Here is a 24,053-nt window from a genome sequence, read left to right on the forward strand (position 1 = left end):
GTGTAGAACGGGCCGAGTTAAAATCATGTTAAGGTCTTTTTTTTAAGGGTGAGTACCGTAATTTCCGGCCAGATGCCCACCCTTCCAGGATAGCCCAAAAACCCGAAGCCCCTATTGACGTTAATAAACTGCCCCAACTCCTTATAGATGCCCGCCCAATGTGGATAGCGCCATTTGACGGGACTCCATTTCACCCAGCCGGGAATCTCTATCCCAAATTGCATACCATGCGTATGCCCGCTTAAGGTCAAATGATAGTGCTTTTCGTCATGCAATACTTCTTCGGACCAATGGGAAGGGTCGTGGCTCATTAAAATGGTAAAATCGTTAGGATGTATTTGTGCTGAAGCCTTTTTAAGGTCGCCGGCTTTTTTGAAACCACCTTTTCCCCAATTTTCCACCCCAACCAAGGCAATACGGTCCTTCCCTTTTTGGAGATATCTGTGTTCGTTGAGCAAAAGGTCAAACCCCATATTCCGTTGCAAGTCCTTCAAATCCTGTAAATTCTTCTGTTTAGAGGCCTCCGTTTCCCATGCGATGTAATCCCCGTAATCATGGTTGCCCAACACGGAAAACTTACCATCCTTGGCCTCCAAGGTGCTGAACAAATCGGCCCAAGGCAACATTTCCTCGGTCTTGTTGTTCACCATATCCCCTGTAAAAAGTAAAAGGTCGCTCTTCTGTTTATTGATTAGGTCTACACCATATTCTATTTTTTTCCGGTCGTCAAAACTACCACTATGTATGTCCGATATTTGGGTGATCCGGTACCCATCAAAACTATCCGGTAGATCTTCGAATTCCAAGGTATACCTCAGCACCTTGAAATTATACTTGCCCTTGTACATCCCATACAAAAGGGCTCCAAAGGGCAACGCGGCTATTCCCAGCGCTATCATTCCCAAGAACCTTCGTCTTTCCGGGAGACTAAATTCCTTTGATTCCCCAAAGAGTTTTTGGTATACCCCAGAAAGGATTCTGAAAATATCTTCGGAAAACAAAAAGAGTATGATGACCAACTTAAAGGACATCATCGTCAGTAAAAAGCCAAAGGCATAACTTTTAGGCCTGCTCAATACACGACCCGCCTCCTCCCCTGCGGTAAATTGATAAATAAAATTGACCAGAATGGCCAGTGAAACCAAAATATAAACCAGATAGACCCAAGGTTGCCTGAACAAGGACCGTAAAGCCTGAACGATATAAAAACTCAGTCCTAGGTAAATCAGTACAAAAACTATCCAGCGGAGCATTCCTTTCTTTTTTACAAATATATTTTATGTACGACGGGAAAGTGGTGCATTTGGATTTTATTTAACCTTATCGACCACGGCTTTTATCGTTTCAAAGTTTGAAACGCCCAGCTTATCATCGTTCAAAAAGGATGCCGAGTTCATAGAGATGGGAGGCGGTGCGGCCAATGTTTGTCGGAATTTGGTCCCGGACAAATGTATCGCCTCAAATCCCGCTTCCACAATGGACCGGACATTTCCTTCGTTAATACCGGAACCTGGCATGATCGCCACATTTGGAAATAATCTTTTCAAATCGCTCAAAAGGGCCATTCCTTCTAGGGCGGACTTCCCCTGACCGGATGTAAGCACATAATCCACCTTCAATTCCGCAAGTGTTTCCATCGTCTCTTTGGGATTTTTCACCCAGTCGAAAGCTCTGTGAAAGGTAAACTTCATCCCTTGCGCGGCTTCCATCAACGCGGCCGTCCGTGATACGTCCAAGGTAAAATCAGTATGTAAAACACCCGATACAATACCGGCAACACCTATTTGCCTGCACAAGGCAATATCCTCTAGCATTACCTTGTATTCGGCATCGGAATAGGTGAAATCGCCACTTCGGGGTCTGATCAATACATGTATCGGGATGGAAATCCGTTCCTTTACCGTTTTCAGCAATCCATAGGAAGGCGAAATACCGCCTACGGCCAACTCGGAACACAGTTCAATTCTATCAGCTCCCGCCCGTTCCGCATTGATGGCAGATTCAACGGAATTTGCACAGACTTCTACTAGCATCTTCTTATATTTAATTTCTTAAAAGTAAAGAACCGAAGCAATGCAACGAAGAAAGTTTTTAAAAAATTCCGGGGCCCTTACTGCAGGCATGTTGGCAACTCCCATAATAGCGGCACCCAGCGACTATGAAAAGAACCAAAAACCAATCGACACCCAATCAAACGCTACCATTCCCATCGCCATCTGCACTTGGGATTTTGGCAATGCCACGGCAAAGGCCTGGGAAGTATTGAGTGCCGGAGGAAGTTCTCTGGATGCAGTTCACCAGGGCGTAATGGTTGAAGAGAACAATCTGGACAACCAAACGGTGGGCAATGGTGGCAGGCCGGACCGGGATGGAAACGTAACACTGGATGCCTGCATCATGGACAAGGATGCCAATTGCGGGGCCGTTTTGGCCATTCAAAATATTGCCAATCCCATTTCCGTAGCACGTAAGGTCATGGAGGAGACGCCTCATTTAATGCTGGTGGGCAAAGGTGCGGAACAGTTCGCCTACGAACAAGGTTTTGAAAAACAAAATTTGTTGACGGAGCAATCAAAAAAGGAATGGGAGGAGTGGAAAAAAACATCGCAATATAAACCCATCATCAATATTGAGAACCACGATACCATAGGCATGTTGGCCATAGACGAAAAGGGGGATATCGCAGGTGCCTGTACCACGAGCGGCATGGCCTATAAAATGGCCGGGCGCGTGGGCGATTCCCCCATCATAGGTGCCGGACTCTTTGTGGATAATGAGGTGGGTGGGGCCACGGCCACGGGGGTTGGGGAAGAAGTGGTGCGTACCGTAGGCAGTTTTTTGATCGTGGAATTGATGCGCCAGGGAAAATCACCCCAAGAGGCATGTGAGGAAGGCGTAAAACGAATCATAGCCAAGAACAAGGACAAGCAGGATTTCCAAATTGGCTTTATCGCCATAAACAAGCAAGGAGAAACAGGTGCCTATTGTATTCATCCGGGTTTTACTTACAGAACGTATACCAAGCAAGGACATGTGAACAATCCTTCGGGGAGTTATTTAAAATCTTAAGATGGCAATCCGAATTAAGTCAGGCAATAGACATAATCTTGATACTATCCTCGAACGACTCGTTAAGTTAGTACGAGTAGAGGACGGAATATTGGTTTATAATGATGCATTCGATCACCACCATTTGAATTGGATGTTACATTCTTTAATTGAATTTGGAGAATCTATTTCAGACAATTCCAAAACCAAGATTTTAAACAAAGCTATTTCCACAATCTTGAAAGAACAAAATCATGAAAAAGAATACTTCATTGAGAAAATAAACCATTATCTAGGAGAGCACAACAATCAAAAAATCAAAACTTATTATTTACTAGCAGGTTTATCAATTAGCGGCCTACCTTTTCGAAAAATTAAAATTAGTGACTCTACTTTAAGAATCCATGGGAAAGGTTTCCCTAAAATATTTAGAAAAGCAAGAATCAAATCTATAATAGTAAATCGATTTAATACCGACCATCCGAATTTTTTAAAGATATCTCTAAGTTGCGATTCGAAGAACTTTCAAGATGCTTATAAATTAGGTATAGAGATATTTGAGGTTTTTAGAGCTTTCATTTGTTTATTATTGAATAAATCAATTCAAATAAGATTTGGAAGAAACAATACCAAAGCTATAAATGAAATCTTCGCAACCGAGTTATTTACCTTACATAATGAAGAAGGTAATTGTCCAGACGAAAAGTATTATTGGTTTAATTCCTATCCTAAAGAAATAGCCATATTTGATCCTGAGAACGGGATGGAAAATATAAAAAAGCCACTTAAAGCCTATATTAGATCATTCAACAAATGCAAACCGAAACATCAAACAACCTTAAAAAAAGCTTTGAATATCTATGTAACTGCTTTTGACGAGGAAAATAAACATCTTTGCTTCATAAAAGCTTGGACTGTTCTAGAGACTCTTACTAACACGGATCAAAATGATTTGCTAATAAAACGTGTATCATCAATTTTTAAGAATAAAGAATTTGTAAAGCAGGATTTAGAATGTTTAAGAGAATTTAGGAATGAATTTGTACATCAAGGAAGTCATCAATCGGATCCGCTAGTTGCATGCTTTAGAGTTCAGAAATATATCAGAACTCTTGTAAATTTTAATTTAAATTATGCAGGCTTTCTAAATAACATAAATGAGTCGGCACTTTTTCTTGATAATTTCACTCCTGACCTAAGAGATTTAAAAAACAGGAAAAGAATACTTGAAAGAGCCATAACTTTAAAGTCTAAAATTTAAACCCAAAAAAATGTCGGAACAAAAAAGACTGTTTTTACTGGACGCCTATGCGTTAATTTTTAGAGGCTACTATGCCCTGATAAAAAACCCTAGAATCAATTCCAAGGGGATGGACACCAGTGCCATTATGGGTTTTATGAATTCCTTGTTCGATGTGATAAAGCGTGAAAAACCGGACCATTTGGCCGTCTGTTTTGACAAAGGAGGCAGTACTGAGAGAACGGAACTTTTCCCGGAATACAAAGCAAACCGTGACGAAACCCCCGATGCCATACGGATTGCGATACCCTATATCCAGGATATCCTAAAAGCTATGCATATACCTTCGGTTATTTTGGAAGGTTGGGAAGCGGACGATATCATCGGCACCCTGTCAAAACAGGCCGAAAAAGAAGGCTATAAAGTGTTTATGGTAACTCCCGATAAGGATTTTGGGCAGCTGGTTTCCGAAAATATTTTTATGTACCGACCCGCCCGTATGGGCAACGGAATCGAGATATGGGGAATCCCCGAGGTCCAAAAACGCTTTGGGGTAGAACGCCCGGAACAGGTAATCGATTACCTGGGCATGATGGGCGATGCCAGTGACAATATCCCCGGCCTGCCCGGTGTAGGCGACAAAACGGCCAAAAAATTCATTGAGCAGTTCGGGTCCTTGGAAGGGCTTTTGGAAAATGCGGACCAGCTTACGGGAAAAATGAAGGAGAAAATCATTGAAAACGCAGAACTGGGTCGACTCTCAAAAAAACTGGCTACCATTTGCACGGATTGCGACGTTACTTTCAATGCCGAGGACTACGAGCTTTCCGTTCCGGATAGCGAGGCCGTCCAAAAAATATTCGAGGAACTGGAGTTTCGAAGACTAAAGGAGCAATTCATCAAAATATTCTCAGGGGAAGAGGAAACTACGGAAACCCAAGTGACCAGCACGGAAACGGCCCAAAAAATAGCTTCCTCCGCAGGTAGTGGCCAATTTTCCCTTTTCGGTGGGGATGGAGCTTCCCCTGCAACTATCAAGGATACTTCCAGTAGAAATACCATTGCCGATGTTCCCCATGTGTATCAAAGTGTGGCCCCGGGAATGGCCATGAAGTTGTTCCTACAGAATTTAATGAAACAGACCTCCGTCTGCTTTGATACGGAAACCACTTCCATCAATCCTTTGGAGGCGGAATTGGTAGGTATTGCCTTTTCCTGGGAGGCGACAAAGGGTTTTTATCTTCCGTTTCCAGAGGAACGGGACAAGGCCCAAGAACTCATCGAGGAGTTACGCCCGTTTTTTGAATCGGAGAATATTGAAAAAATCGGCCAGAACCTAAAATATGACATTAAGGTCTTGGACAAGTATAATATCAGGGTTCACGGTAGACTTTTTGATACGATGTTGGCCCATTACCTAATCAACCCGGATATGCGCCATAATATGGACGTACTCTCCGAAACTTATCTGAACTATACCCCCATTTCTATAACGGAGCTCATCGGCAAAAAGGGAAAAAACCAACTTTCCATGCGGGAAGTACCTTTGGAAAAACAAACGGAATATGCCGTGGAGGATGCGGATATCACCTTTCAACTCGCTCAACATTTTAGACCGGAATTGGCGGAAGCCAAAACGGACGGACTTTTCGGGGATATCGAAATACCCTTGTTAAGGGTCTTGGCCGATATGGAACTGGAAGGTATCAATTTGGACATCGATTTTTTAAAGTCCCTTTCCAAAGATCTGGAAAACGATATCGCCAATCTGGAACAACAAATTTATGAGGCCGCCGGGGAAGAATTCAATATTGGATCGCCCAAACAGCTGGGCGAGATCCTTTTTGACAAAATGAAGTTGGTGGACAAACCGAAGAAAACCAAGACGGGGCAATATTCCACGGCAGAGGACGTACTTTCCTATCTGGCCAAGGATCACGAAATCATTCGGAATGTGCTGGATTACAGGGGACTTACCAAACTAAAGAGCACCTATGTGGATGCCTTGCCGGAACAGGTAGAACCTTCTACCGGCAGGGTACATACGGATTATATGCAAACCGTTGCGGCCACCGGGCGTTTGAGCAGCAACAACCCCAATTTACAGAATATTCCCATTAGAACGGAAAGAGGAAGACAAGTTAGAAAAGCATTTGTCCCAAGAAATGGGGATTACACCTTATTGGCAGCGGATTATTCCCAGATAGAACTGCGCATCATTGCCGCCCTAAGCCAAGAGGATACCATGATCGAGGCCTTCAAAAACGGGGAGGATATCCATGCATCAACGGCCTCCAAGGTTTTTAACGTGCCCTTGGAAGAAGTAACGCGGGAGCAACGAAGCAATGCCAAGACCGTAAACTTTGGAATTATTTATGGGGTTTCGGCCTTTGGGCTAAGCAATCAGACGGACCTATCACGTTCAGAATCCAAAGATTTGATAGATACCTATTATAAAACCTACCCGAAGCTTAGAAACTATATCAGCGAACAGGTGGATTTTGCCCGTGAGCACGGATACGTACAGACCGTTCTGGGCCGTAGGCGCTATCTAAAGGATATCAACGGAAGCAATGCGGTTGTTAGAGGAGCCGCCGAGCGAAACGCCGTGAACGCGCCAATTCAAGGAAGCGCGGCCGATATCATTAAAATAGCCATGATCAATATTCATAAGAAATTGATCGAGGGCGGATACAAATCCAAAATGCTGCTTCAGGTACACGATGAATTGGTTTTTGACATTTACAAGCCCGAATTAGAAACCCTAAAGCAGGTAATTAAATCCGAAATGGAGAATGCGTATGAATTGGCCGTTCCCCTGGATGTTGAACTGGGTATGGGAGAAAACTGGCTGGTAGCCCATTAAAATCGGTAGATATAGAAACAAAAAGGCACCCTGCTAAGGTGCCTTTACTATTTATTTTTTCCGAAAGTCTTAGTTCAAACTGTTGGCCCACTTATGGGACATCGTTTTGGACCTTTTGAAAAGGTTCAAAAAGGGTTTAAAATAACTGGCCAAGGAATATGGTTCAAAATCGAATCGTAGGATAACTTTTTTGGAATCGTTTCCGGTGATGGCCAATCCATTTTGTATTTTGAAATCCATATACGGAAAACCATAAACCGCCTCCATATCCTTTTCCTTATTGAAAAAATAATTTCCTTTTCCATTTAGGTAAAAACGGAATGTACTATAATTCCCAACAGGAAGTTCCAAAGCCTCCTTGGTCTTTAAATACAAACCTGTATGCATCCCCTTTAGGTTCAAAGCCTTGTTGCCCTTGAAATTGGGCATTTCATGTTCTTTGCCCGCATTGTCCAAAACGGAGATATGGGAAACGTTCAATAACATTTCGGACACTCCCTTATCAATGGCTATGTCACTTATTAAGGTCAATTCTTCAATCCTATTTCCTTTGTTGTCCCATTGATCCATCATATCCAAAGAGAATGGTATCGATTGCCAAATTGTTGGGTATACTCTTCTATATTTCATAAAGCTGTATATTAAAATTATACGGTACAAAATTCAGAATCGTTTTTGGGGGCCAAAACAAGAATCTTCACATATTTCTATGCTATATTAACCTGAGTGCCCTATTTTAATAAGATATTAGGTCAAAATAACATTTTATTGGCATCGCCAAAGGGTTTAATACCCCGAGGTAGTTTACTGATGATTAAGGTGTATCCCAAGAGCCATCAAATCAAAAAGTTAATTACTCTTAAAAAGATACTATTTTGAATTTGTAAGGCGTTTTAGGTATTGTTTCTAAAGGTTGGCAGTGCCATGAAAAGAATGATTTTTGTTTCCCTTTGTTTGTTTAGCACCTTGCTGTTTTCACAACAGAAAAAGGCTGTGGACGATGCATCTGCCGTACAGGAAATAATAATCTTCCCAAATCCCGCTACTACGGTCGTAAATGTCCTCGGCCTCAAGAACGCACCAAAGGCTTCTATTGTTCTATCGGACACGTATGGAAATACATTAAATAGTTATCAGTGGGAAATAAAGAACAATGCCTTGAACATTCCAGTTGCAAACCTCGACCCCGGGATCTACCTGCTTTCCATCATTTCACCGGAACAAAAGGTTCAGAAGAAGTTCGTAAAGCAATAATTAGTCGAAAACAAAATTATAGGTCAGTGCCAGTAAGGGGCTATTCAGAACGGAAAGTTCGTAAGACCCCAATGGACTATCCAGAAATACCGCACCATCCTCGGCGCCCTGTCTTTGTGTGTAGTACACATTAAATGGATTTCTCCTGCCATACACGTTGTAAATGGTAAAAATCCAATCCCCTTTCCATTTTCTGTTGGGGTTTTTACCGTAGGATACCTTCCATGAAAAATCCAGCCTGTGGTACGGGCGTAATCGGGCATTATTTCTTTCCAAAAATATAGGGACGTCCAAATCCTCGATTTTAAAAACGCTGTTGGCTACCGTATAGGGCCTACCTGTTTGTGCGGTAAAATTGAAACTCCATGTATTGTAGGGATCGCCCTCCAAATTAACCGTTCCGTTGAATACATGAGGTCGGTCAAAATCAGATGCAAACCATTCGTTATTGTTGATTCTATCCGCCAAACGTTCATTTTGGGACCGTAATAAACTTCTGGACCATGTATAGTTGAACCATCCATTGAATTTACCCTTGGGTTTCCTAAAACTCAATTCTACCCCGTACGCCTTTCCTTCTGCCTGAACGATATCCCGCTCCAAATATTCCTGCAAAAAGAAGTCGGCACCCGGTTTATAGGTAAGATTGTTATCCGAGGTCCTATAATAGCCCTCCAAACCGAGTTCAATGGTATTGTCCGCTACACCTGTATAAATACCAAAACCATACGCGTCGCTACTTTGGGGAACGATATTGGGGTCCGAAGTCTTCCAACGTGAGGTAGGCAAAGGGGTCGTTGAATTATACACATTTTGTAGGTATTGGTTCAATCTAGCAAAACTCGCCTTGATGGAGGTTACCTCCCCAAGTTTATAGTTGAGCCCCAATCGTGGTTCCAAATCATTATACGTTTTTACACCGGCACCTTTCTCAAAAAAGGTGGTTCCCAAAAGTTCTCCCGTAATATCATCAAAAGAACCCTGGGTATAAGGACCCACAAACACAAAATGATTAAAACGCAGGCCTGCGGAAAATTTAAGCCGCTCACCCAACAACCAATTCAGATTTCCATAGCCCGAAAAAACATAACTATTCTCCTGCGCCAAATCAACGGGCAAAATACTATTGCCATTGCCAGGGTCTAGATTGCCAGGTTGAATGGTGTACTTATTGATTTGGACCCCAGCGTAGTAATCGACCTTTTCATTTATGGTATTTGTCAATTCCGAAATAAAGCTTAAATAATTAATGCCAGAGTCAAACTCTATTTCATTATCGCTCTGTTGTTCTGGAAAAATGGTTTTGGGATTATAATCGCTCATCACCAACAAGGTCCTAAGAATACGGTCATTGCTAAAACTATGTGTCCAATTAAGGGTGCCGTTCAATGTCCTAAAATCAAATTGGTTATTTTCCGCATTGATATTTTGGATCTTGGTTATCAGATCCAACTGATAGAAATCCTTTGTGAAAAAGCCCGTAAAAGATATCTGGTCCTTTTTCGTGGGCAAATACAATAGTTTTAGGGTAGCATCCTGAAAATTGGCCTTGGTATTCTTTAAACGTTCAGAAAATAGTGGCAACAGGAAATCCGTAAAACCCGCCCTGCCCCCAAGGCTCACCATCAATTTATCCTTTATCAATGGAGTTTCAATGGCCAACCGACTTGAAATGATACCAACTCCGCCGCTCAATTTAAATTTATTCGTATACGGATTTTTGACCTTTACATCCAATACGGAAGTTGTTCTTCCTCCATATCGGGAAGGAATATTTGCCCGATACAAATCTACGGATGAAACCGATTCTGGAGTAAATACCGAAAACAAACCGAATAAATGGGTGGGATTAAAAACAGGCGCATAATCATACAGTAATAGGTTTTGGTCCAAAGAACCGCCCCGTACCGATAGTCCGTTACTAAGTTCCCCAGCGTTGTTTACGCCAGCTAACAATGTCATACCTCGCAGCACATCAAACTCCCCGATCGCGGCAGGTATTTTTTTAAGCTCTTGGGCATTCAGTTCCAACGCGCCCATTTGCGGGGTTTCCAAATTGTCCAAAATTCGTTTGGCACGTACAACAACCTCCGAGAGCTGCTCTTCCTGCGGCCATAATTTAACCGTAACCACCTGGCTTCGATTTAGACCGATGTTTAAAACCTCTTTGGTAAATCCAATATAATTTACGGTTGCCGTGTAATCCCCACGTGGCAAATCAATTGAAAACCTACCGGCCCCATTGGTTATTCCCCCACAATTACATGGAGTTATGGAAATCTGTGCGTTTTCCATGGGAAGATCCGTCTCCTCGTTCAGCACTATTAGGGATAAGGTGAAATCTTGGGCATGGGCTAGGAAAGCTGAAAAGAATATCGCTACAAATAAAATGGATTGGTTTTTTAGTCTCATTTGCTTTGTTTTACTGCCAACCCTCCGGTTCAATTGCGGTTCTATATCTCGATTCTTCACATGGGGCCAAATTGGTGGCAGGAGGGGGATAGGGTGAACCTATGGTAGGTTCCAAGGAAACGGCTGGTGGCTGTCTGGTCGCAATAGCAGCTTCGTTGATAAGTTCCCTTTCTACATACACATTGACTATAGAAGAAGCGGCCGCGGTAAACCTGCCCAATACAATTTCCTGAGAATCATCAGCATTGTAAAGATTACCAATTAAGGCCGCTGGCGGCGGGGCATTAAACCCCGAGGCATTGTCCACAATATCCTTCAAGACCTTGTAATATTTATGGGCAGCGGGGGTCAGGGAGAATTGTTGTACTTCTACCACCATGTTTTCCTTTGTATACAATGGTAAAGAACCCACTTCCAAACCGGTAACCGTTTTCCCGTTCGAAAATGTATCATCAAAGATGTTGACAGATTCAGGGTAACGTATGGACCAACATTCCGTTTCACAGATATAGTCGAAGTATCTGTACAATCTACCACTCAAATCATACGGGACACAGCCTCCTTCTCTATATATACCCTCGTTACAACGTATGCAATAGTCCAGATTTTCAAAGGAGCGATAACTCCAATAGTAATTGTTTTCGGAATTTGAAGGATCGTCAAAACTGACTGAAATCTTGTGCCCAGGTATAAATCGGTTTGCCGAGGGCCTAAACTCCAACTCAGGATCGTAATCGATTGAAACATCGGTTATGGGCACAGGGGTTAAAACAATCTCAGGCTCAGACTCGTATATAGTGCCATTGGGCATGACAACAATGAGCTTCCAACGTTCCCCAGGTACCACCTTAAAATCCTGAGGTGAGAGGTATGCATCTTCAGATTCAAAAAAACTAACAGTTCGCCCCGTATCCTGGTTTTCCACATGTACCGAAGCCCCGGTTATGAATTCCAAACCCCTAACCCCAAATTCCGTGACAGATTCATTTATGCCAACATAGGAAGAACCGGCATTGGAACTGGCAAAACCCTCTATAAAAATAAGCCCATCCTCATAATCAAATTCCGGAGAAACTGGATCGATGCATCCAACAAGAAAAAAAGAAAAAATCAGGATTCCGGTAAGGGGCCTCACAACAAAATCAAAAAAAATACTGTTGAAAAATTTACTTTTGAATGTGAGCGACCGAATGGGTATCATATTAAAATTGTAAAATCAAACTTTTTCTTTCACTACTGCAAATAAGGGAAAGATACCATTTTAAATAATAAGCTCTCATAATTACCTGATCATCCTTCAGACCAAAATAAAAAAACCTTCCAATTTCTTGGAAGGTTTTAGCATCGAGATTTGTTATTTATCGTCGTTGAAAGACCAATTGTCCTTCCTCATCAAATTCCGGGATTTGGAGATCCTCGGCATCTACCAGCATGGTATCCCCGTTAATGGTTACATTGACTTCCACTACCTCTCCATTTACGTTCACAAAACTTACCACATTATTTTCGTAGGTATAGGTACTTGTCTCGGTTTCAAAGGTTGTGGGGCATGGAATATCGAAACCAGAGGTTGTATCAATTTCAAGATAGTCGGTTGAATTTGTTGCCGATGCCGTCAAATCGGCATTAAACTGTAACGTTATAATAGTACAGTTTTGATCCGTTAGGTATGCAAGGGCTTCCCTGGCAAAAATGGCATTGTCACTTGCCGTATTTTCATCGACACGAAGCTCGGTCGCCTCCCAGGCACCCACAATATTTGCAGTTGCATCAATATCTGAGCCGTTCCCTTTGTCGGAACTACAGGAAATGGCCAAAAAGGCTGTTGTAAGAATCGTCAAATACGTCTTTTTCATTTGTTTATTTTTATTGTTTGTCATAGATCATGCTTTGGCTACGTTCAGCACAGGGTTGTAATTATACACATCATTTCATTTGTTTAGCATGGGTGTTCAAGAATCTTCGATTTCGCCATCGTGAAGCTTATCGGGACATCTCAGTGGGTATTAAGACTTGTAATAGCTTACTACATATCTTTTATTTTTTGTTTATTATGTACGTTGGTTTTGCTATTAAATGGAACGCTTTCTACCTGAAGCAATTAAATCGAATATATCCATCTCATTTTTTCCAATTAACACCTTGCTTGAACTAAAATTTCACCTAATTGATTATTAATTCTTTAAGTACATATAATAACATCATGTCAAGAGTACGTAATCCAAAGTTTAGAACGTCCAAGTTGATAGAATATTTTCCTGGAAACAATTAAAGTCTTCCATTCAAAAATATTTCAGTTCCGGCGAAAGTATCAGGGTTACCCTCACAAAGCTTTAACGCTTTAATTTTCAAATTTAAATTAACATAATTTGCCAAATATCATTTTCTTCCAAGTACTGGGAACAACTATTTTTATCCTTTCCTATCGAATCAAAAATTAGTCGTGGAAAAATCTGAAAATATTTAGAAACAAGTATTTGCAATTCATTTTAATAATTGTACATTTGCAGCCCATTTCACGGGATTGAATAGAATAATAGTTAAAAACAGTAGCAGTGGATACACTAAGTTATAAAACCATATCCGCCAACAAATCAACCGTAAACAAAGAATGGTTGTTGGTAGATGCCGAAGGAGAAACGTTAGGTCGTTTGTCTTCAAAAGTGGCTAATTTATTGAGAGGAAAGCATAAACCAAGTTTTACTCCACATGTTGATTGCGGTGACAATGTTGTAGTCATCAATGCTGAGAAAATTACCCTAAGCGGCAATAAATGGGCAGACAAAACGTATCAAAGGTATACGGGTTATCCAGGAGGACAGCGTTTCACAAATGCGAAGGTTTTGTTGGACAAAAACCCAACTGCCATTATCGAGAAAGCTGTTAAGGGCATGCTTCCAAAGAACAAATTGGGCGCGGACCTTTTCAGAAACCTTAAGGTGTATGCTGGTGCCCAACATGGTCAGGAAGCACAAAAACCAACTGCGGTTAATTTAAAAGATATTAAGTAATGGAAGTGATTCACAAAATAGGTAGAAGAAAAACTGCTGTTGCCAGAGTTTACCTTTCCCAAGGAAATGGAACTATTACCATAAACAACAAGGATTTAAACGTTTATTTTCCAACCGCTACGTTACAATATAAGGTAAAACAACCTTTTACACTTACGGATACTACGGATAACTTTGATGTACGGGTAAACGTATTTGGCGGAGGAATTACCGGTCAAGCCGAAGCGATTCGATTAGCAATCTCCAGAGCCATTTGCGATGTGGATAGTGAAAACCGCACAATCTTGAAACCCGAAGGCTTGTTGACAAGGGATCCAAGAATGGTTGAAAGGAAGAAATTCGGTCAGAAGAAAGCCCGTAAGAAATTCCAATTCTCCAAGCGTTAATCCAACGATTTTTTCAAAGCATCCGTCATTTGGCGGATGCTTGTTTATATTAATCTTGCCGGTGCAATTCCGGTATTTTTATTAACAAGTTCATTGAAAGTCCGCTTTTCGGACACTTAAAAATCCTTCATTCCATTTAAAATGAAGGTAACTTAGTTTAGCATCTAAATGATGAAGGCTTCCTTCTTTAAATTAGGATACCACTTTGTCATTGCTATTTCAAAAGAACGTAAACTAAATTTAAAAATGGCGAAAGTCGAAGTAAAACAATTATTAGAAGCAGGTGTGCATTTTGGCCACCTTACCAGAAAGTGGAACCCCAACATGGCTCCTTACATCTACATGGAGCGTAACGGTATCCACGTAATCAATCTTTACAAAACTGTTGCGAAATTGGACGAAGCCAATGAGGCTTTGGCTAAAATTGCTGCATCGGGAAGGAAAATTCTTTTCGTTGCTACGAAAAAGCAGGCGAAGGACATCGTTGCAGAGAAAGCATCGAACGTAAACATGCCCTACATCACTGAAAGATGGCCAGGTGGTATGCTGACCAACTTTGTAACCATCCGTAAGGCCGTTAAAAAAATGGCTTCCATTGACAGGATGAAAAAAGATGGCACGTTCAACACCCTATCCAAGAAAGAGCGTCTACAAGTAGACCGTTTAAGGGCTAAATTGGAAAAGAACCTTGGTTCCATTTCTGAAATGACCCGTTTACCAGGTGCGTTGTTCATCGTGGATACCATGAGGGAACACATTGCAGTGAAAGAAGCCCAAAAATTGAACATTCCAATTTTTGCCATGGTCGATACGAATTCGGACCCCAGGGATGTGGATTTCGTTATTCCATCCAATGACGATGCTTCAAAATCCATTGAAATCATTATGGCCCAGGTAACCGAGGCCGTTGCCGGAGGTCTAGCCGAACGCAAATCTGAAAAAGCGGAAGGTTCAGAAGAAAAGAAAGAGAAAAGCTCCAAAAAGAAAGAGAAAGAAGCTAAGGAAAAACTAGAGCCAACTCCAGACAACGTGGACACCAAACCAACCCCTGTTGTAGACAAGGTTCCTAACGTAACTGTTGACGTTGAGGCGACAAAGGAAGCGGTAAAGAAGGATAAAAAGGCCGAGGCCGACGACCTTACCAAAATTGAAGGTGTGGGACCAAAAGCTGCCGAGGCTCTTGTAAATGCCGGTTTGGATACCTATGCAAAAGTTGCCAAAGCCGATGCTGATGAAATGAAAGAAATCTTGACAGAAGCAAGTTCCAGAATGGCGCATTTAGACCCAACTTCATGGCCAAAGCAGGCTCAAATGGCCGCGGACGGTCAATGGGACGAGCTTAAGGAATGGCAGGATAGTGTTAAAGGTGGTATTGAATAAAGGCACTCTTATAAATAATTGATAATTAAACCTCCCTTTAAAGGGAACAAAAAACATAGAAAATGGCAAAGATTACAGCCGCAGAAGTAAACAGATTAAGACAAACAACAGGTGCTGGTATGATGGACTGCAAAAAAGCCTTGGTTGAAGCCGAAGGTGATTTTGACAAAGCCATCGAAATTCTTCGTAAAAAGGGACAAAAGGTCGCTGCAAATAGAGCCGACAGGGATTCCTCAGAGGGTGCCGCCATCGCCAAAGTAAACGATGACAACACAAGCGGTGTAATCATATCGCTTAACTGTGAAACCGACTTTGTGGCCAAAAATGATTCTTTCGTTACTTTGGCCAACGAATTAGCTGATTTGGCTATAAGCTATGATACCAAAGAAGCTTTCTTAGCTGCGGACTTTAAAGGAATGACCGTTCAGGATAAATTGACCGAGCAAACAGGTGTCATTGGCGAAAAAATCGAAATAGGAGGTTTTGAAAGGTTAAGTGCTCCTTTTGTTGGATCATATATCCACGCTGGTAACAAGATTGCCGTTCTAACAGGTCTTTCAGCTGCTGTTGAGGGTGCAGATGTCGTTGCCAAGGATGTGTCCATGCAGGCAGCGGCAATGAACCCTGTTGCATTGAACGAGGCAGGTGTTGATCAGTCCATTATCGACAAAGAAATAGAAATCGCAAAGGATCAACTTCGTCAAGAAGGTAAGCCTGAAGCTATGTTGGACAACATCGCAAAAGGAAAATTGAACAGGTTCTTCAAGGATAACACCTTGGTGAACCAGGATTTCATCAAGGACAGCAAGCAAAGTGTTGCCCAGTATGTAAAATCGGTAGACTCAAATTTAGAAGTAACCGGATTTAAGCGAGTTGCGCTAGGATAAGCATCGATTCCCTCTAATAATAAAAAATGCCGGACCAATGTCCGGCATTTTTTTATTGCATAATTTTTCAGACACTACCCTTTTAGCCAAGCGTTTCTAAGTGCTTTGATTTCATCTGAAACATCTTCAATAGGGGTAATCTTATTCACAACTATCGTAGGGGTTCCAACGGCACCTTCTACCGTTACGACTTCTCCATCCCTTTCCAATTCCAATTTTATCATCGTATCAGGACCCCATCCAAAACTCTGTCCTATAATTGGTCTGATCGACTCTAGGTTTATGGCCGTTCCGTTAATGCTTTTGATAACATCCCCTCCTTGAACGCCCAAACCTTTGAAGAAAGAATTTAACTCGATTCCCTTTCGAACGAAAATAGCGTCATTATTGGATTGATCCACATCGATATAAGGTATTTCACCTTGCAAAAAATAACCTGATTTCTCCTCTACTTCGTTTAGGGTCAATCCCATTTTAGCAAGGTATACGGAATAATCTATGGGTGTGTTCCCTATTACGTGCTTATTGAAAAAATCCCGTACTTCGGGGTATGTTATAGATACAATCTCATCAATAAGTTTGTCGTCCTCAAAAGGGGCATCTACCCCATACTTGTTTGAAAGTTCCTTCATCAACCAAAGCACTCCCTTTTCCCCATTACTTTTTTCACGGATTAAAATGTCCAAAGCCATATTGATCAATGCTCCCTTTTCATAGACATTCGCGTAGTTACTTTCGTAGGGTGCTTCCAAGATATTCATGCTCATGGTGGTAAAGGACATGGCATCATCATAGCCTTTTGCATTATCCATTTTAGTGCGCATCCTTTCATAAAATTCCGCTTCATCTATTAGCCCCTCATGCACCTGAAACAGGTTGGCAAAATATTCTGTAGTTCCTTCGTACATCCATAAATGTTGCGACATTTTAGGGTCATTGTAGTCGAAGTAATGAATCTCATTGGAATGCACGGAAAGTGGTGTCACAATGTGAAAGAATTCATGGGAAACCACATCTACCATGGCCTGTTCCAATCTGTCCTGAGGTATCGCCTCAGGTAAAACCACGACAGTAGACGTATGGTGTTCCAAGGCACCGAAGCCCCTGGCATCCGTATCTTCCATAGTAGACAGGTACAATAAAATATTATATCTTTTTGTAGCATCAATATCTCCCAAAAATGCCTTTTGTGCGCTCATCATGCCCTCCATTCGATTCCGTAAATCACTAGCTAGGTAGGCTCCCGTTGGTGAAAATATACTTAAAGTAACTTCAATCCCACCTACCTTGAATGTCTCCTTATCAGGTTTGGTATAGAAAATTGGGTTATCAATAATTTCAAAATACCTATTTGCCATAAATACATCCCCATTTTCGATAGCATCGTCCAATACAACTTGGTTCAAGGAAGTAGCCGCTTCCAAACCGGAAGGTTTTTCGATGATTAATCGGTAGGGTATTTCCTTATATCCATCAAAATAACCTACGAATCCATGCAAATTCAGCATATAATTGGAGTCCTTTTCTATGTTCGTTCCAGCCGGCGAGAAAACGGCATCCTCCACTTCGTTTTCGGTATCATAGGTATCGTTTACAAAATAAGATATCTTGTCCAACATCGTGGCGTTGGAAATGTTCCACGTGTTTACATCTAATTTTGATACCTGCATAGGATTCCCTGAGTAATCATACGCAACAAGACCTTCTATATATTGTCCGTAATCATCGGCACTGTAGGTACCAGGAACCGTTTTAGGAATTCTAAAAGATATTTGATCTACCGTAAAGGCACCGGGATCCACTATTACTTTCACTTGATCATTGGTAACGTTGACCAAATCCATGAAGACCTGGACAGGCCCCTTATCAATGGTCGTTAAGTTTTTACCAGCACCACAACCATAAAGAAAGGCTATTGCAATTACATAAAAGAATACTTTTTTCATTCTTTCTATCATTATTACAAATTATTAGTCAAAAAATCAAATCCTCCTGCAAGGATATTAAAAATACCAATGATAGCCGTTTCGATTAGTAAATAATTATGTTTTAGGGGCCCCGTTATCACCATGTCCACCATAGATTTTTTTCATTATTTTTGCTCTGAAACAAATCAAACAATGCAATACAAAAGGATACTTTTAAAACTTAGCGGTGAAGCCCTGATGGGCGAAAAACAGTATGGTATAGATGCCAAAAGATTGGATGAATATGCCGAAGAGATTAAAAAAGTAGTGGATAAAGGTATCGAAGTGGCCATTGTTATTGGCGGGGGCAACATCTTTAGAGGGCTGGCCGGAGCCGCTACCGGAATGGACAGGGTACAAGGTGACCATATGGGTATGCTGGCCACAGTTATCAACGGTTTGGCATTACAAAGTGCCTTGGAAATGAAGAAGGTTCAGACCCGATTACAATCTGCCATTAAAATCAACGAGGTCGCAGAACCTTTTATACGAAGAAGGGCGATGCGTCATTTGGAAAAGGGACGCGTCGTTATCTTTGGGGGCGGAACAGGAAACCCATATTTCACAACGGATTCCGCGGCTGTTTTACGGGCCATTGAAATTGAAGCCGATGTCATTTTAAAAGGAACCAGGGTGGACGGAATCTATACCTCGGACCCAGAAAAGGATAAAAATGCCACCAAATTTGATACCATCTCGTTTAAGGACGTTCTTCAAAAAGGACTAAAGGTTATGGATACCACGGCTTTTACCCTAAGTCAGGAAAACGAACTTCCCATTGTCGTGTTCGATATGAACAAAAAAGGAAACCTATTGAAAATTGTAGATGGTGAAGCGGTGGGAACTACCGTGAACATGTAATTTTGGTATAATTTGTGCTTTTGAATACAAAATTTTGATATGAACGAAGAAATACAATTTGTTTTGGACTCCGCCAAGGAAAGTATGGATGCCGCAGTGGCCCATTTGGAGAGGGCTTTTGTTAAAATCAGGGCAGGAAAGGCCAGTCCTGCGATGCTATCTTCCGTATTGGTAGAGTATTATGGATCACAAACACCATTGTCCCAGGTAGCCAACATCAATACACCGGATGGTAGGACGATTTCCGTACAACCTTGGGAAAAAGGAATGCTACCCGAAATAGAAAAGGCGATTATGAACGCCAACCTTGGCTTCAACCCTATGAACAATGGCGACCTTATCATAATCAACGTGCCGCCACTTACTGAGGAACGCAGGGTCCAATTGACCAAACAGGCAAAGGCCGAAGCAGAACACGCAAAAGTAGGCGTACGAAGTGCTAGGCAGGATGCGAATAAGGAAATCAAGGATTTGGACGTTTCCGAAGACCTTGAAAAAAACGCTACCGCAGATGTGCAGGAACTAACGGACAAATACGTTAAGAAAATCGACGATTTTCTGAGCGCAAAAGAGGCCGAGATAATGAAGGTTTAATTAAACCTGCTTTCATCGAGGGATTTTTTATGGTAAGTTAAATGCCGCTACAAAAAGAATTGATTAAGAATCCAGTTATTAATCTATTTTTAAAAGTATGAAGCAAAGAGAGCGGACCAGTGGTCCGCTCTCTTTCGTATTTATATTCTTCCAATACTTTTTAGGTTCAATTAACCACAATGGTTACCTTTGCAATCGCCTAAAAACAAGTATGGTTGCTAAACTTACCAAAGGGTTTTGGCCAATAACGGCCAGGATAATACTGAGGAATAGGATTCTTATTTTATGTTTGGTTGCTGGAATTACCATATTTCTCGCCATGCAATGGGATAACATGCGTTTTTCCAATTCCCAGGCCAATCTTCTTCCGGACGACCACCCCATAAATTTGGAATACCAGGAGTTTCTGGATCAGTTTGGCGAGGAAGGCAACGCCGTAGTGTTCGCCATCAGGGATTCCGCCTTGTTCACTCCGGAAAATTTCAATCGGTGGAACAAACTAAGCAAGCAATTGGAGGCTTTCCCCGAAGTCGATTTTGTCCTTTCTACGGATAACCTGAAAGAACTTGTCAAGGATACCGTTGAACAGAAATTCGTGATGCGCCCTTTGATCGAGGAAACCCCGGATTCCAGGGCTGAGGTCAATCGTATCACCCAGCACCTTTTCAACGAACTTCCTTTCTACGAAAACCTGATCTACAACAAAGAATCCGGCACCATAAGAACAGTTATGTATCTGGACAAGGATATTGTGAATACCAGTGTCCGAAAGGATTTCATTTTACAAGACCTGAGCCGACTGATCAAAACCTTTGAGGAAGATACCAACTTTGACGTTCGTATCTCTGGAATGCCATACGTGCGTACGATGAATTCCCAGAATATCATAGACGAAATTGGCAAGTTTATCTTGGCCGCGCTTGGGGTGACCTCACTCATCTTCTTCTTTTTCTTTAGAAGTTTCAGGGCTACCTTCATTTCAATGTGTGTTGTTATAATTGGGGTGATGTGGGCCTTTGGGGTATTAGGCCTTTTACAATATGAGATAACCGTTCTTACGGCATTGATTCCTCCCTTGATCATCGTAATTGGCATCCCCAATTGTATTTTCCTGATAAATAAATATCAACAGGAAGTCAAAAAACATGGAAATCAGGCTTTATCACTTCAACGGGTAATTTCCAAGATCGGAAATGCCACCCTTATGACCAATGTTACAACGGCATCCGGTTTTGCCACCTTCATCATAACCGATAGTAAGTTACTGAAGGAATTTGGTATTGTGGCCTCCATCAATATTATCGGGATTTTCATATTGTCACTTTTGATTATACCCATCGTTTATAGCTTTCTGTCCCTTCCTAAAACCAGGCATTTAAAACACCTGAACAAAAGATGGATCGATGCCTTCGTAAATTGGATGGAAAATATCGTCCGTAACAGAAGAATCGCCGTTTATATCATTTCCATTTGCTTGTTGGTGGTGAGCATCATCGGAATTTATCAAATAGATATTTCAGGAAGCCCCATTGAGGATATGCCCAAAAAGGCCGAATTTTTTAAGGATATACGCTTTTTTGAAAATGAGTTTGATGGTATTATGCCTGTTGAAATTGTGGTGGACACGAAGAATCCCAAAGGCGTCATGAAGCCGGCCACCCTACGAAGAATGGACCAATTTGGTGAAGTGATTGCCGAAATCCCGGAACTTTCACCATCCCTATCCGTAGTGAATCTGGTGAAGTACTCCAAACAGGCATTTTACAACGGAATCCCAAAGTATTATCAATTACCCACCAGCCAGGAAAATACCTTTATCATGGATGTGGCCCGGAAATCATCGGATGAGAGCAATCTGCTGGATAGTTTTGTGGACAGCACAGGACAAGTGGCCCGTATGACTACCTACATGCGCGATGTAAAGACTAGCCGCATGGAACAGATCGAGGAACGTCTTTTGGAGAATATCACTAAAATATTTCCCGAAGAACGTTATTCCGTCTACATGACCGGTAGTGCCCTCCTATTTTTGAAGGGAACCAAGTACCTCGTTAAAAACTTGGTAATGTCACTTGCGCTGGCCATTGGATTAATTGCCCTCTTTATGGCCTATCTATTCCGGTCCTTTAGGATGATCGTAATATCACTCATACCCAATTTGTTGCCATTAATCGTTACCGCGGGCATCATGGGATTCATTGGTGTACCTATTAAACCTTCAACCATTTTGGTATTCAGTATAGCCTTTGGTATTTCCGTAGACGATACCATACACTTCTTGGCCAAGTATAGACAGGAACTGGAGTCTAAAAAATGGCAGATCAAAAAATCCGTGTACGCGGCCTTACGCGAAACAGGTGTTAGTATGTTCTACACATCCATTGTACTTTTCTTTGGATTTTCAGTGTTCATCATCTCCAATTTTGGGGGAACGGTCGCTTTGGGGGCCCTTGTTTCGGCCACCTTATTGTTCGCCATGTTGGCCAACTTGATTTTGCTACCTTCCCTATTGCTCTCCCTGGAGAAAAGCATCGCCAACAAGAATACCCTGAAGGAACCACAAATAGATATACTGCCACAGGACGAGGAAAACGATTAGGTACCGCTAAAACCGATGCTTATTCATTTATTCTTTTGGGTCAAAAACCTATCTTTGGCTTTTAATTTTCAATCGATTTATAATGCGCTCAGTAAGCATCAAAGAACTCCTAACAGGAAAGCAATTATTACAGGAAATTACCGTGAACGGATGGGTACGAACTTTTAGAAGCAATCGGTTTATCGCTCTAAATGATGGTTCCACACTTCATAATATTCAATGTGTTGTGGATTTTGAAAAGTTCGATGATGCCATATTAAAGCAAGTAAATACTGGTGCCGCACTAAAGATTACGGGAACCTTAGTGGAAAGTCAGGGTAAGGGACAAAATGTTGAGATTCAGGTAAGGGATATCTTCGTTCATGGAGATGCCAATCCAGAGGTTTATCCTATTCAGCCAAAAAAACACTCATTGGAATTTCTACGGGAGAAGGCACATCTTAGGGTTCGCACCAATACGTTCAGCGCGGTAATGCGCGTACGTTCTGCCCTAGCCTTCGCAATCCACCAGTATTTTAGGGACAATGGATTTTATTATTTTCACGCACCGATCATTACCGGATCAGATGCCGAGGGTGCCGGAGAGATGTTCCGAGTAACCACCTTGGACGAAAAGAACCCCCCGTTAAAAGAAGATGGAACGGTCGACTTTAAGGAAGATTTCTTCGGGAAGGAAACCAATCTCACCGTTTCCGGGCAATTGGAGGCCGAAGCTTACGCCATGGCATTGGGCAAGGTGTACACTTTTGGACCTACTTTTAGAGCGGAAAATTCGAATACATCAAGGCATTTGGCCGAATTTTGGATGATTGAACCTGAAATGGCCTTTTATGACCTGGATGCCAATATGGATCTGGCAGAAGATTTTATCAAATACGTTCTTGGCTATATCCTGGAACATTGTGAAGAGGACCTTAAGTTTCTGGAAACCCGATTACTTGATGAGGAGAAAACAAAACCACAGTCGGAACGCAGTGAAATGGCCCTGATCGAAAAATTGAAGTTCATTACGGACAACAATTTTAAACGTGTTACCTATACGGAAGCCATCGAAATCTTGAGGAACAGCAGTCCCAACAAAAAGAAGAAATTCCAATATTTAATCGATGCATGGGGAGCTGACCTACAAAGCGAGCATGAGCGCTATCTGGTTGAAAAACACTTTAAATGCCCTGTCATCCTTTTTGATTATCCGGCAAAAATAAAGGCCTTTTATATGCGTTTAAACGAGGACGGGAAGACCGTTAGGGCCATGGATATCCTATTTCCAGGAATTGGGGAAATCGTTGGCGGTTCGCAAAGGGAGGAGCGCTTGGACGTTCTTAAGCAGAAAATGACCGCCTTGGATATCCCTGAAGAAGAACTTTGGTGGTACCTGGATTTACGAAAATTTGGTACCGCGGTTCATAGTGGTTTTGGCTTGGGGTTTGAACGTTTGGTGTTATTTGCAACGGGCATGGGCAACATAAGGGATGTCATTCCTTTCCCAAGAACGCCTCAGAATGCCGAATTTTAAGCGTATTTGGTTATTTTTATAGATAGTGAATA

The 24,053-nt window shown here is 41.8% G+C and carries 19 protein-coding genes; 12 read left to right on the forward strand and 7 right to left on the reverse strand.

The features are described 5' to 3' along the window. Positions 1-23: 23 nt before the first annotated feature. Positions 24-1,253, reverse strand: a complete 1,230-nt coding sequence (locus tag FEK29_RS12580) for a metallophosphoesterase (protein ID WP_138258790.1) — start codon at positions 1,251-1,253, stop codon at positions 24-26. Between the two features lie 57 nt (positions 1,254-1,310). Further along, positions 1,311-2,033: a copper homeostasis protein CutC gene (locus FEK29_RS12585; RefSeq protein ID WP_138258791.1), complete on the reverse strand. Its 723-nt coding sequence runs from the start codon at positions 2,031-2,033 to the stop codon at positions 1,311-1,313. Positions 2,034-2,073: 40 nt separating this feature from the next. Between FEK29_RS12585 and FEK29_RS12590 the strand changes: the two genes are divergently transcribed. From FEK29_RS12590 to polA, 3 genes are read left to right on the forward strand one after another with little or no spacing between them, the layout of a single operon-like run. Beyond that, positions 2,074-3,069 (forward strand): isoaspartyl peptidase/L-asparaginase family protein, encoded by a 996-nt coding sequence (locus FEK29_RS12590; RefSeq protein ID WP_138258792.1) that lies wholly within the window; start codon positions 2,074-2,076, stop codon positions 3,067-3,069. A gap of 1 nt (position 3,070) precedes the next feature. Then, complete coding sequence (locus FEK29_RS12595) at positions 3,071-4,309, forward strand: HEPN domain-containing protein (protein WP_138258793.1); 1,239 nt, start codon at positions 3,071-3,073, stop codon at positions 4,307-4,309. Positions 4,310-4,319: 10 nt separating this feature from the next. Next, positions 4,320-7,154: a DNA polymerase I gene (gene polA, locus FEK29_RS12600; RefSeq protein ID WP_138258794.1), complete on the forward strand. Its 2,835-nt coding sequence runs from the start codon at positions 4,320-4,322 to the stop codon at positions 7,152-7,154. Positions 7,155-7,223: 69 nt separating this feature from the next. On the opposite strand, the gene FEK29_RS12605 is transcribed toward polA, so the two are convergent. Then, a complete protein-coding gene (locus tag FEK29_RS12605; protein ID WP_138258795.1) occupies positions 7,224-7,784 on the reverse strand; it encodes a hypothetical protein in 561 nt (186 codons plus the stop codon). A 294-nt stretch (positions 7,785-8,078) separates the two neighbouring features. On the opposite strand from FEK29_RS12605, the gene FEK29_RS12610 reads away from it, so the two are divergent. Then, positions 8,079-8,408 carry a T9SS type A sorting domain-containing protein gene (locus tag FEK29_RS12610; protein WP_138258796.1) on the forward strand — a complete coding sequence of 110 codons (330 nt, stop codon included), beginning with the start codon at positions 8,079-8,081 and terminating at the stop codon, positions 8,406-8,408. Here FEK29_RS12610 and FEK29_RS12615 read toward each other — a convergent pair whose 3' ends face one another. The 3 genes from FEK29_RS12615 to FEK29_RS12625 all read right to left on the reverse strand — a co-directional run bounded on the left by FEK29_RS12615 (position 8,409) and on the right by FEK29_RS12625 (position 12,676). Further along, the gene (locus tag FEK29_RS12615) at positions 8,409-10,820 is read right to left on the reverse strand and encodes a TonB-dependent receptor (protein WP_138258797.1); all 2,412 of its coding nucleotides are present in this window, start codon (positions 10,818-10,820) and stop codon (positions 8,409-8,411) included. It lies immediately after the preceding gene. A gap of 10 nt (positions 10,821-10,830) precedes the next feature. Next, the gene (locus FEK29_RS12620; RefSeq protein WP_138258798.1) at positions 10,831-12,021 is read right to left on the reverse strand and encodes a DUF4249 domain-containing protein; all 1,191 of its coding nucleotides are present in this window, start codon (positions 12,019-12,021) and stop codon (positions 10,831-10,833) included. A gap of 157 nt (positions 12,022-12,178) precedes the next feature. After that, positions 12,179-12,676 (reverse strand): lipocalin family protein, encoded by a 498-nt coding sequence (locus tag FEK29_RS12625; protein ID WP_161595359.1) that lies wholly within the window; start codon positions 12,674-12,676, stop codon positions 12,179-12,181. 699 nt (positions 12,677-13,375) lie between these two features. On the opposite strand from FEK29_RS12625, the gene rplM reads away from it, so the two are divergent. From rplM to tsf, 4 genes are all read left to right on the forward strand, one after another. Beyond that, positions 13,376-13,831, forward strand: a complete 456-nt coding sequence (rplM, locus tag FEK29_RS12630; RefSeq protein WP_138258800.1) for a 50S ribosomal protein L13 — start codon at positions 13,376-13,378, stop codon at positions 13,829-13,831. Next, complete coding sequence (rpsI, locus tag FEK29_RS12635; RefSeq protein WP_138258801.1) at positions 13,831-14,217, forward strand: 30S ribosomal protein S9; 387 nt, start codon at positions 13,831-13,833, stop codon at positions 14,215-14,217. The genes rplM and rpsI overlap by 1 nt, the downstream gene beginning before the upstream one ends. A 246-nt stretch (positions 14,218-14,463) precedes the next feature. Next, complete coding sequence (gene rpsB / locus FEK29_RS12640) at positions 14,464-15,597, forward strand: 30S ribosomal protein S2 (RefSeq protein WP_138258802.1); 1,134 nt, start codon at positions 14,464-14,466, stop codon at positions 15,595-15,597. A gap of 62 nt (positions 15,598-15,659) precedes the next feature. Then, entirely contained in the window at positions 15,660-16,484 is an 825-nt protein-coding gene (gene tsf, locus FEK29_RS12645; RefSeq protein WP_138258803.1) for a translation elongation factor Ts, read from the forward strand. A 74-nt stretch (positions 16,485-16,558) separates the two neighbouring features. On the opposite strand, the gene FEK29_RS12650 is transcribed toward tsf, so the two are convergent. Further along, positions 16,559-18,430 carry a M61 family metallopeptidase gene (locus FEK29_RS12650; RefSeq protein ID WP_138258804.1) on the reverse strand — a complete coding sequence of 624 codons (1,872 nt, stop codon included), beginning with the start codon at positions 18,428-18,430 and terminating at the stop codon, positions 16,559-16,561. Positions 18,431-18,604: 174 nt separating this feature from the next. On the opposite strand from FEK29_RS12650, the gene pyrH reads away from it, so the two are divergent. The 4 genes from pyrH to asnS all read left to right on the forward strand — a co-directional run bounded on the left by pyrH (position 18,605) and on the right by asnS (position 24,021). Continuing rightward, positions 18,605-19,312 carry a UMP kinase gene (pyrH, locus tag FEK29_RS12655; protein WP_138258805.1) on the forward strand — a complete coding sequence of 236 codons (708 nt, stop codon included), beginning with the start codon at positions 18,605-18,607 and terminating at the stop codon, positions 19,310-19,312. A 39-nt stretch (positions 19,313-19,351) separates the two neighbouring features. Next, positions 19,352-19,906 (forward strand): ribosome recycling factor, encoded by a 555-nt coding sequence (gene frr / locus FEK29_RS12660; RefSeq protein WP_138258806.1) that lies wholly within the window; start codon positions 19,352-19,354, stop codon positions 19,904-19,906. Positions 19,907-20,117: 211 nt separating this feature from the next. Further along, positions 20,118-22,505, forward strand: a complete 2,388-nt coding sequence (locus tag FEK29_RS12665) for an efflux RND transporter permease subunit (RefSeq protein ID WP_138258807.1) — start codon at positions 20,118-20,120, stop codon at positions 22,503-22,505. 82 nt (positions 22,506-22,587) lie between these two features. Continuing rightward, on the forward strand, positions 22,588-24,021 hold the full coding sequence (asnS, locus tag FEK29_RS12670) for an asparagine--tRNA ligase (protein WP_138258808.1): 1,434 nt from the start codon (positions 22,588-22,590) through the stop codon (positions 24,019-24,021). The last annotated feature ends 32 nt before the right edge of the window (positions 24,022-24,053 follow it).

Origin of the sequence: Maribacter aurantiacus, assembly GCF_005780245.1 — a bacterium.
GTDB lineage: Bacteria > Bacteroidota > Bacteroidia > Flavobacteriales > Flavobacteriaceae > Maribacter > Maribacter flavus.

Coding starts and splice junctions, on each gene's coding strand:
- FEK29_RS12580 (WP_138258790.1), bottom strand. CDS start 1,253: ATGCTCCGCTGGATAGTTTTTGTACTGATTTACCTAGGACTGAGTTTT.
- FEK29_RS12585 (WP_138258791.1), bottom strand. CDS start 2,033: ATGCTAGTAGAAGTCTGTGCAAATTCCGTTGAATCTGCCATCAATGCG.
- FEK29_RS12590 (WP_138258792.1), top strand. CDS start 2,074: ATGCAACGAAGAAAGTTTTTAAAAAATTCCGGGGCCCTTACTGCAGGC.
- FEK29_RS12595 (WP_138258793.1), top strand. CDS start 3,071: ATGGCAATCCGAATTAAGTCAGGCAATAGACATAATCTTGATACTATC.
- polA (WP_138258794.1), top strand. CDS start 4,320: ATGTCGGAACAAAAAAGACTGTTTTTACTGGACGCCTATGCGTTAATT.
- FEK29_RS12605 (WP_138258795.1), bottom strand. CDS start 7,784: ATGAAATATAGAAGAGTATACCCAACAATTTGGCAATCGATACCATTC.
- FEK29_RS12610 (WP_138258796.1), top strand. CDS start 8,079: ATGAAAAGAATGATTTTTGTTTCCCTTTGTTTGTTTAGCACCTTGCTG.
- FEK29_RS12615 (WP_138258797.1), bottom strand. CDS start 10,820: ATGAGACTAAAAAACCAATCCATTTTATTTGTAGCGATATTCTTTTCA.
- FEK29_RS12620 (WP_138258798.1), bottom strand. CDS start 12,021: ATGATACCCATTCGGTCGCTCACATTCAAAAGTAAATTTTTCAACAGT.
- FEK29_RS12625 (WP_161595359.1), bottom strand. CDS start 12,676: ATGAAAAAGACGTATTTGACGATTCTTACAACAGCCTTTTTGGCCATT.
- rpsI (WP_138258801.1), top strand. CDS start 13,831: ATGGAAGTGATTCACAAAATAGGTAGAAGAAAAACTGCTGTTGCCAGA.
- rpsB (WP_138258802.1), top strand. CDS start 14,464: ATGGCGAAAGTCGAAGTAAAACAATTATTAGAAGCAGGTGTGCATTTT.
- tsf (WP_138258803.1), top strand. CDS start 15,660: ATGGCAAAGATTACAGCCGCAGAAGTAAACAGATTAAGACAAACAACA.
- FEK29_RS12650 (WP_138258804.1), bottom strand. CDS start 18,430: ATGAAAAAAGTATTCTTTTATGTAATTGCAATAGCCTTTCTTTATGGT.
- pyrH (WP_138258805.1), top strand. CDS start 18,605: ATGCAATACAAAAGGATACTTTTAAAACTTAGCGGTGAAGCCCTGATG.
- frr (WP_138258806.1), top strand. CDS start 19,352: ATGAACGAAGAAATACAATTTGTTTTGGACTCCGCCAAGGAAAGTATG.
- FEK29_RS12665 (WP_138258807.1), top strand. CDS start 20,118: ATGGTTGCTAAACTTACCAAAGGGTTTTGGCCAATAACGGCCAGGATA.
- asnS (WP_138258808.1), top strand. CDS start 22,588: ATGCGCTCAGTAAGCATCAAAGAACTCCTAACAGGAAAGCAATTATTA.